This window comes from Nonomuraea sp. NPDC003201 (assembly GCF_053590415.1).
Window position 1 is genome coordinate 55,721 of record NZ_JBSFTC010000036.1, and the last position, 7,538, is coordinate 63,258.

Sequence of the window (7,538 nt, forward strand, 5' to 3'; positions counted from 1 at the left end):
TTGATCACATTTCAACGACGTACTTTACTATTCGTTGAAACACCCTCTAACGTCCGGCATTGCACACCCCTATGGCCATGCGCCCGGCGACCCCGGGCAGAGAGGGTTCCTGGTGCCCAGCACGAAGCGCTTATTAGCAGCATTGCCGGCGGTCGCCCTTCTCGGCGCCGCCCTGTCCGCGCCCACGGCTCAGGCGGCGTCCGTCGCGAAGTACGAGCCCACCGCCGCGGACTACTACATCAACTATGCTCCTCCGGCGGTCGAGAAGGACCCGCAGGAGCCGTCGGTCAACGACAAGAACCAGCGCTCGCTCAGTCCGGCACAGAAGTTCGACCGCAAGTTCACCAGTGGAAATCCGGCCGCCGGCCGCATTCTCGCCGCCCGCGAGAACGAGGCCATCAGGACCGGCCGCAATCCCGCTGAATGGATTTTCAAGAACTCCAAGCAGACCCGCACGGCCAAGCTCCTGACGATCCTCGTCGAGTTCAACGAGCAGGCCAACGACGACTTCTCGGGCTTCAACCGGCCGCGCACGACCGACAGTGACGCGAACGACTGCGTGGTGGAGCCGCCCCGCACGCTCAAGAACGGGCCGCTCCACAACAAGATCCCCAACCCGGCCACGCTGCCGCACAAGGACAACAACTCCTTCTGGGTCAAGGACTTCAGCCCCGAGCACTTCAACAAGATGCTCTACACCGACAAGGGCATCACCGAGCGCGTCCGCCCCGACCTGAAGGACCCGCGCGACGGCAAGCCCGGCATCGACATCTCCGGCTACACGATGAAGAAGATGTACGAGGAGATGTCCAAGGGCGCCTACTCCGTCACCGGCTCGGCGGCCGGCTGGATCAAGGTCCCGCACTCCGAGGCCTGGTACGGCGCCGCGGCCTGCGGCGCTCCTCCGCAGGACATGTCCGGCCACCCCGACAACCCGCGCGGCGCCCAGCAGCTGCCGATCGACGTGGTGGAGAGCCTGGTCAAGGCCCAGCCGAGCTTCCCGTGGGCGGACTACGACGTCGAGGACGTCGCCGACGCCGACGGTGACGGCAACTTCAACGAGCCCGACGGCGTGATCGACCACCTGGTGCTGGTGCACGCCGGCAAGGACAAGTCGTCCGACGGCGGCGCCGAGGGCACGTACGCGATCTGGGCCCACTCCAGCGCGGTCGCCGGCGGCTACAAGATCCCCGGCACCGACAAGAAGATCTCCAACTACATCGTGCAGCCCGAGGACTCCGGCGTCGGCGTCTTCGCCCACGAGTACGGCCACGACCTCGGCCTGCCCGACCTGTACGACACCTCGGGCCAGGCCAGCTCGGCCGTGGACTTCTGGGACCTGATGTCCAGCGGCTCCCACTCCGGCCCGATCTTCCAGTCGATGCCGTCGCACATGGGTCTGTGGGACAAGTGGGTGCTCGGCTGGGCGAACCCGAAGACGTTCAACCCGGGCGACGCCTCCAAGATCGTCACGGTCGGACAGTCCTCGCGCACGCCCAAGCTCACCGAGGACGGCGTCCGGGTCAACCTGGCCTCCACGCCGCTCAAGATGATCGACCCCCACAGCGGCTCGAACGCCTGGTGGAGCGGCCTCGACCAGGACTGGGCCAACCTCACGGTGACCCGCGACCTGCCCGTCCCCGCCGGGACCGATCTCAGGTTCTGGATGTGGAACAACTACGTGATCGAGCAGGACTGGGACTTCGGCTTCGTCGAGGTCTCGACCGACGGCGGCCAGACCTGGGCCCAGCAGAAGGTCTTCGACGAGGCCGGCGCCGAGGTCAGCACGCCCGACGACTACCCGGACCCGAACAACAACCTGCACGCCTTCGGCCAGAAGAAGTACGGCCTCACCGGTGACAGCGGCGGCTGGCGGCACGACTACGTCAACCTGACGCCGTTCGCCGGCAAGACGATCAAGCTGCGGATGACGTACAACACCGACGCCGCCTTCCAGGAGCGCGGCTGGCACGCCGACGACTTCCAGCTCACCAACGGCGGCACGGCCGTGTGGAGCGACGACGTCGAGAACGGCGACAACGGGTGGAAGGCCGTCGGCGGCACGTTCACCAACACCAGCGGCACCGGCTGGACCCGCAACAACGGCAGTCGCGAGATCTCCCGGTTCTACCTGGCCGAGTGGCGCAACTTCGACGGCTTCGACAAGGGCCTGCAGTACGCCTACGACACCGACTACTCCCGCGACGGGGCGTGGAAGGTGCAGAAGCTGAAGTACAACGCGCCGGGCCTGCTGGTGTGGTACCGCGACTCGACGTTCATCAACAACAACGTCGGCGACACCCTGCGGCTCCCGCCGAGCCTCGGTCCCAAGGGCAGCCTGCTGGTCGTGGACTCGCACTTCGACCCGCTGCGCCGCACCGGGACCGCGGCCGAGAAGGACCCGACGCTGCAGAAGAACCTCCAGGGACGCGTCCAGTCGTCCAACGCCGCGTTCGGGTTCGGCAAGACGTACCCGTTCAAGGAGTGCCTGGAGGCGGCGGACGAGCCGTTCAGCGAGTACTGCACGGACCTGCCCGCGCAGAAGGGCGTCCCGGCCTTCACCGACGCGAAGACCTGGTACCCGGGCCTCGAGCTGATCGGCAGTGGTCTCTACTACCGTGACTTCGACGCCTCGGTGGTCGTGCCGTCGAAGGGCGACCAGACGTACAGCAGCCGCGTGGTGCACCCGGACGGCACCCCTGCCACGGAGCTGTACGGCCAGGTGGCCGCCGGCTCGGTGCTCGGCACCGGCAACCCCGGTGACGAGGGCAAGGCGCTGGGCGTGCAGTTCAAGCTGGTGAGCCCGCTTCCGGGCAACCTGGGCGCCATCGTCCAGGTCGTCCCGCCGAAGAAGTAACGATCAAGAAGGCCGCCGGCGTGTCCCGGCGGCCTTCCGCGTTCCGGCGGCCGACCATAGGCAGCGCGGTCTGCGCCTACCATTGGTGACCATGAGCGAATTGCGCACCAAAGACGAGCACACCGAGGCGATCCGGAGAGATCGCAAGGTGGCAGTGGTGGTGAACACTCGCTCGCGCCGCGGCCGCCGCCACTATTTCGAGGTGATCGAGCAGATCCACAACCTCGGCTTCGAGCCGCTGGTGGAGCTGTCGGTCTACAACCCCAAGCGGCTGCGCGAGCTGCTCGACGCCGCCCTGGCCACCGAGCCCGACCTGCTCGTCGTGGGCGGCGGCGACGGCACGCTCTCCTCGGCCGTGCGCCATGTGGCCCACCGCGACGTGGCGCTCGGGGTGCTCCCGCTGGGCACCACCAACAACTTCGCCCGCAGCCTCGGCCTGCCGCTCGACCTGGCGGGGGCGATCAGGGTGTTCGCCGAGGGCAAGGTGGCCGACATCGACCTGGGCATGGCCGACGACCGGCCGTTCGCCAACCTGGCCAGCTTCGGGGTGTCCGTCGAGGTGGCGGGCAAGGTCAAGCCGTGGCTCAAGCGCATCGTGGGGCGCCCGGCCTACCCGCTGACCGCCCTGACGATCCTGCCGGGGCACACGCCGTTCCGCGCGTACATCACGGTCGAGGGGCAGCGCCACGAGCTGCTCACCCACCAGCTCAACATCGCCAACGGCCGCTTCCACGGCGGCTGGCAGGTGGCCAAGGACATCAGCATCGACAACGGCATGCTGGTGGCCTACCAGCTCGGCTCGGGCAAGAAGCTGCGCCTGCTCGGCGAGACCCTGATCAGGGCGACCACCGGGCGGTGGCGCAGCATGGCCGGCGGGCCGTTCGTGGTGGGGCGGGAGATGCTGCTGGAGACCGACCCGCCGATGGCGGCCGACGTGGACGGCGAGGTACGGCTGCGCACCCCGATCCGGCTGCGCGTGGTCCCCAACGGCGTGCGCGTGATGGTGCCCGCCTCCTTCGAGGACCGCTGACCACCCGGGAGCCTCAGGAGCCGCCGAGCCGCCGGTACGCCGGGGTGAGCGTGCGGGCCAGGTCGGCGGGCGGCGGGAAGACGCGCAGGAGCAGGTCCGGGGCGGTGGCCGCGGGGCGGCGCTCGGGCCGGTGCGCCGTGGCGCCCGGCGCGTAGAAGTCGGCCAGCCGGTCGGCGAACGGCACGTCCCGCACCTCCAGCCTGGGCGCGTCCTCCGCCAGCGAGCCGAGCAGCTGCTCCCGGGTCCGGCCGCGCCAGGCCAGCACCAGGAACGGGTCGTCGTCGAACGACTCGGCCAGCAGGTAGAGCACCGCCGACAGGTGCTTGCACGGGAACCCCCAGTCGGGGCACGAGCAGTCCATGTCGAGATCGCGCGGGAACAGATCGATCCCGAGCGCCGCGAACAGCTCCTCGATCTCCGGCGGCATCTCTCCCGCCAGCAGCTTGGCCCGGTGGACGGCCTGCTCGGCGATCGCCTCCTCGATGAGGGCCCAGCGCCGCTCGTCGTACGCCTCGATCCTGACCACGATCGCGTACGGCTCCCGCCGCGAGCCCTGGACGGCGGCCCTGACCTCGCCGGGGGACAGGTCGATCGACAGGACCTGGCCCTGGCGCGCGTAGGCGCGGCCCCGCGAGAGCCGGCCCTTGTCGCAGACGCGCTCCAGGATGTCGATGAAACGCCTGGACCACCACGTGGAGCCGATGGTCCCGCGCTGGGTGCGGGCCCTGATGCCGCCCTCGACCTTGATCGGCCTGGTGGCCTGGAACCAGTCCGGCACTATCCGCCCACCCCCTCCGCCGTGAGCCTGAACACCTCGCGCAGCTCCTCCGTGGACAGGTCCGTCAGCCAGTCCTCCCCGGTGCCGACCACCCGCTCGGCCAGGGCCTTCTTGCGCTCGATCATCTGGTCGACGCGCTCTTCAAGGGTGCCCGCGCAGATGAGCTTGCGCACCTGCACGTTCTTGCGCTGCCCGATGCGGAAGGCCCGGTCGGTGGCCTGGTCCTCGACGGCCGGGTTCCACCAGCGGTCCACGTGGACGACGTGGTTGGCGGCGGTCAGGTTGAGCCCGACCCCGGCCGCCTTGAGCGACAGCACGAACAGCATCGGCTCCTCGTCGTTCTGGAACCGGTCCACCAGGCGGTCGCGGGTCTTCTTCGGCAGGCCGCCGTGCAGCCACAGGACCGTGGTGTCGAGCCGCTGGGCGAGGTACGGCTGCAGCATGGTGCCGAACTCGGCATATTGCGTGAAAAGCAGGGCCTTTTCGCCTTCGGCCAGGATTTCTTCGGACAGCTGCTCCAGCCGGGTGAGCTTGCCGGACCGGCCCGCCAGGCGGGAGCCGTCCTTGAGCAGGTGGGCCGGGTGGTTGCAGACCTGCTTCAGCTTGGCCATGGTGGCCAGGACCAGGCCGCGCCGCTCGATGCCCTCGCTGTCGTCGATCTTGGCCAGCATGTCGTCCACGACGGCCTGGTAGAGCGTGGCCTGCTCCGTGGTGAGCGGGCACCACTCCTTGACCTCCAGCTTCTCCGGCAGGTCCGAGATGATCGACTTGTCGGTCTTGACGCGGCGCAGGATGAACGGCCCCGTCGCCCGCTTCAGCGCCCGCGCGGCCTGCTCGTCCTGCTGGGCCTCGATGGGCTCCTGGAAGCGGGTCCTGAACCGCGAGCGCGGCCCCAGCAGCCCCGGGTTGGCGAACTCCATGATCGACCAGAGCTCGGCCAGGTGGTTCTCGACCGGGGTGCCCGTGAGGGCGAGCCGGCCGCCCGCGGGGATCGAGCGCACGGCCTGGGCCTGGAGCGTGCCGCTGTTCTTGATCGCCTGCGCCTCGTCGCACACGACCCTGCGCCACTCGTGCCGCTTGAGCGTCTCGAGGTCGCGCTGGGCGGTGCCGTACGTGGTGATCACGAGATCGGCGCCGGGGATCAGCGCCGCGTCGCGCCCGCTGCCGTGGTGCACGTAGACGCGCAGGCCGGGCGCGAACCTGGCGGCCTCCCGCTGCCAGTTGCCGACCAGGGACATCGGGCAGACGAGCAGCGTGGGCGCACCGGCCCGCTCGTGGACGAGCAGGGCCAGCGTGGTGATCGTCTTGCCCAGCCCCATGTCGTCGGCCAGGACGCCGCCCAGGCCCAGCTCCGACAGGAAGCTGAGCCACGCCAGGCCGCGCTCCTGGTAGGGCCTGAGCGTGGCGTCCAGCCCCGCGGGCGTCGCGATGGGCGTCAGCCGCCGCTCGGCCTGGCCGGACAGCAGGTCGCCGAGCACGCCGTCGGCGTCGATCTCCAGCAGCGGCAGCTCGGCGTCGTCCTCCTGCACCACGTGGCGCAGGAGGTCGGCGGCGCTCGCCTCCCCCGTACGGGCGCCCTCCACGGCCCTGAGCGCGGCCTTGAGCTGCCGGTCGTCCAGCTCCACCCACTGGCCGCGCACCCGGACCAGCGGCACCTTCAGCCGGGCCAGCTCGGCCAGCTCCGCCTCGCTGATCGTCTCGTCGCCCACCGCCAGGTCGATGCGGAAGTCGACCAGCTCCCGCATGCCGAACCCCTGCCCGGTGGCCGCCGTCTGCGCCTTGGCCCTGGTGGTCAGCTTCAGCCCCAGCCTCGTACGCCCGGCCCACCGGGGCAGCTGCACCCCGAACCCGGCCGCCTGCAGCAGGGGCGCGGCCTGCCGCAGGAACCCGAACGCGCCGGCCGTGTCCAGCGCCAGCTCGCTCGGCGTGGGCCCGCGCAGGGCGCGGTCGAGCTCCGGGTAGAGCCGGACGGCCCGGCCGAGCCCGGCCAGCAGGTCGCGTTCGGGCCTGCCGGGCAGCCCCGTCACCGTCTCGCCGGTCCAGACGTGGGCCGCGGGGACGTACAGGCTGGGGTCGTCGGCGGCCTGCAGCGCCAGCTCGACCCGCCAGTCCTCGGTGTCGGCGGGCTCCAGCAGCCGGAAGCACACCCGGGTCGCTCCCTCGGCCGACGCGACGCTCTCGTGCCACCGCTCCAGCTCCTCGCGCAGGCCGGGCACGTCGGGGCACTGCGGCGCGGCGCCGGTCAGGGCGGCCAGCCAGCGTTCGTGAAGGGTCCTGGGCCGGGCGACCAACGGCTCGGTGAGGGTCTGGCGGACGAGGGCGTCGGCGAAGGTCTCCAGGGCGTCGAGCAGGACGCCGGCGGACGGCCGCTCGACCTGGGAGGTACGGCACGCGGGCGGCATGGCCAGCGCCAGCTCCCGGAAGTAGCCGGCGTCGGCCCCGGTCACCACCGGCCGCCACACGGCCCGCGCGTCGGCCTCCGGCACGGCCCACATGGCCATCGCGTCCTCGGGCTCACGGCCACCCGCAGAGGAAGGGACGAACTGCGGGATGACCCGGCCCCGGCGTACGAGGTCGCGGGCGAAGGCCGCCACGGCGGCCCAGTGGCGCATGGTCGCGGTCCCGGTGCGCCCGTCCAGCACGTGCAGGGCCTCCGAGGCGGGCGGCACCACGGCGGGCACCTGCCAGAGGCGCAGCCGCGGCCGGGTCGTCTCCGCGAGCCGGCCGGTCTCCGGCGAGGGCAGCGGCTCCTTGGCCGAGCCCGGCAGGAGCAGCTCCAGCGTCCGTGCCGGCGGGTCGTCGAGGCCGAGCGCGGCGGCGACGCCGGACGCGGGAGAGGCGAACGGGTGGGGCGCGGGCCCCGTCAGATGGCG

At 70.9% G+C, this 7,538-nt stretch carries 4 protein-coding genes; 2 read left to right on the plus strand and 2 right to left on the minus strand.

The genetic code is table 11. From position 1 onward, the window contains the following. The first annotated feature begins 112 nt into the window (after window positions 1-112). On the plus strand, window positions 113-2,857 hold the full coding sequence (locus ACWDX9_RS16680; protein WP_449954338.1) for an immune inhibitor A domain-containing protein: 2,745 nt from the start codon (window positions 113-115) through the stop codon (window positions 2,855-2,857). Window positions 2,858-2,948: 91 nt separating this feature from the next. Further along, complete coding sequence (locus ACWDX9_RS16685; RefSeq protein WP_364239134.1) at window positions 2,949-3,887, plus strand: diacylglycerol/lipid kinase family protein; 939 nt, start codon at window positions 2,949-2,951, stop codon at window positions 3,885-3,887. Window positions 3,888-3,900: 13 nt separating this feature from the next. Here ACWDX9_RS16685 and ACWDX9_RS16690 read toward each other — a convergent pair whose 3' ends face one another. Then, the gene (locus tag ACWDX9_RS16690; protein ID WP_449954341.1) at window positions 3,901-4,665 is read right to left on the minus strand and encodes an SWIM zinc finger family protein; all 765 of its coding nucleotides are present in this window, start codon (window positions 4,663-4,665) and stop codon (window positions 3,901-3,903) included. After that, window positions 4,665-7,538, minus strand: a 2,874-nt coding sequence (locus ACWDX9_RS16695; RefSeq protein ID WP_449954344.1) for an SNF2-related protein, incomplete at its 5' end; no start/stop codon positions are given. The genes ACWDX9_RS16695 and ACWDX9_RS16690, both read right to left, overlap by 1 nt.

Coding starts and splice junctions, on each gene's coding strand:
- ACWDX9_RS16685 (WP_364239134.1), top strand. CDS start 2,949: ATGAGCGAATTGCGCACCAAAGACGAGCACACCGAGGCGATCCGGAGA.